Below are 1442 nucleotides of genomic sequence, written 5' to 3'. Positions count from 1 at the left end.
TTACTAGGCTTGCACCATGAGCAGTTTACAGGGGCAAGCATTGCCTCGAGTCGCGATATTACCTATGACGCCCAAAGCATCTATCAGCGCTATAGCCACTTGCTGCCACACACCCAATACCCGGCTAAAACGGCTTTTTGGCGCTGGTATCGCAATCATCCAATATTTACTTCATCCTTTGCCGACAACCACTTAGTCAGCCTAAGTGAAATCATCGCCCTGTATTTACTCACTTGGTCACCCGAACTTTGGGAGCTGGTCACCATTCCTTGGACGCTTGATGGCCTTAGCGATGCACATCAAGCGCGTTGGCATAAAGAGTGGCAGCATCTTCTGGCCTTTAAGGCTGGGCTAACGCAAGTCAGACGGCTGCTGGCTCACATTCCGGTATATATGATCTTTGATGACCATGACATTACCGATGACTGGAACCTCACCGCCAAATGGGAGCAAGCGGCCTACGGCCATGCATTTTCTAAGCGAATTATCGGCAACGCACTGATAGGTTATCTTTTATTTCAAGGGCTTGGTAATGCACCTAGCCAATTTACGGCTGAGATCCTGCCGTTACTAACGCGATGGTTACATCAGCGACAGACTCAATATCACGATGAGCTTATCACCACACTCTTACATTTTGAGCGGTGGCACTACACCTTAGCCACATCACCCAAACTGGTCGTCCTTGATACCCGTACGCGCCGCTGGCGCAGCGAATCGAATTTGGCTAAACCGTCGGGACTCTTAGATTGGGAAGCCTTGATGGATTTGCAGCAAGAATTACTCGGCCAGTCGAAGGTCATTATTGTCTCGGCGGCCCCCATATTTGGCGTGAAATTGATTGAAGCTATCCAGCGCACAGCAACACTGTTAGGCGCCTCTTTGTTAGTGGACGCCGAAAACTGGATGGCCCACCCCGGCGCCGCCAATAGCTTACTCAGTATTTTTATCCACCGTCATACCCCGGAGCACTTTGTGATCCTCTCTGGCGATGTGCATTACTCTTTTTGTTACGACATCAGCATTCGCTTTCGGCGCGCCAGCCCGAAGATCTACCAAATCACCTGCAGCGGCATCAAAAACCAATTCCCCGAAAAATTGTTGCCGCTATTTGAAAAACTCAACGGCTGGTTTTATGGCCGCTTTTCCCCGTTAAATCTTTTGACCAAACGCAAACGCCTGTCGATCTCTGCCCGCCGCCCCAATGGTGACCCCAAGCGCCGCCTTGTTAATCGCAGCGCCCTAGGAATGCTGACCCTAGCGAGCAATGGCGCGCCCATCGACATCAGGCTGCTCCATGGAGATATGAGCCAAACCCGATTTGAGGCGGCGCTAGCGGATTCAGAGATAGAATCTAAGCCTGAATCTAAGCCTGAATCTAAGCCTGAATCTAAGCCTGAATCTAAGCCTGAATCTAAGCCTGAATATGCGGTATTACCCGA

At 50.6% G+C, this 1442-nt stretch carries 1 protein-coding gene; it reads left to right on the top strand.

Going from position 1 to position 1442, the window contains the following annotated elements; genetic code table 11:
• Positions 1-1442: alkaline phosphatase D family protein (locus ACRCZA_RS00825; protein WP_438672593.1), on the top strand; the 1442-nt coding region annotated here is incomplete at both ends.

The organism is Shewanella sp., from assembly GCF_051658185.1.
In the GTDB taxonomy this organism is placed as follows: Bacteria; Pseudomonadota; Gammaproteobacteria; order Enterobacterales; family Shewanellaceae; genus Shewanella.
This window is presented reverse-complemented; position numbering and strand designations above follow the sequence as displayed.